This is a genomic window from Bartonella sp. AA83SXKL (assembly GCF_042196965.1).
Lineage (GTDB): Bacteria > Pseudomonadota > Alphaproteobacteria > Rhizobiales > Rhizobiaceae > Bartonella.
Genome location: NZ_JBHIRG010000202.1, coordinates 371 through 687, shown reverse-complemented (window position 1 = coordinate 687; position 317 = coordinate 371). Strand labels below are relative to the sequence as shown.

Below are 317 nucleotides of genomic sequence, written 5' to 3'. Positions count from 1 at the left end.
AATAAGAACGCGGATAAGAAATTCCTGTATAAGGCGACACAATAGGGTCGCGATTAAGATCATAAAACTTCTTTCCCGTTTCTGGATCAACACGCTTAGTTCCAAGTTCTTGTTTTGCCATGAACCGTGCCTCTTTAAGTTAATTATAGTTCTATTAAAAATAAATTTTATGGTGCTTAATCGAAAAATAATGTCTTTGTCAAAGATAAATACATCGTTTCATATGGATTTCCTCATGACGCCTTTCAAAGCATGTGCTAAAGAGTACTTTATTTAATAAAAAACAGGAGAATTAAATAGAACTTCTATGCAAAAAA

The 317-nt window shown here is 32.2% G+C and carries 1 protein-coding gene; it reads right to left on the bottom strand.

Annotated elements, in window-relative coordinates; genetic code table 11:
* A partial coding sequence (locus ACFINO_RS10620) for a TIGR02300 family protein (RefSeq protein ID WP_375655815.1) occupies positions 1 to 121 on the bottom strand: 121 nt, incomplete at its 3' end.
* Between the last annotated feature and the right edge of the window lie 196 nt (positions 122 to 317).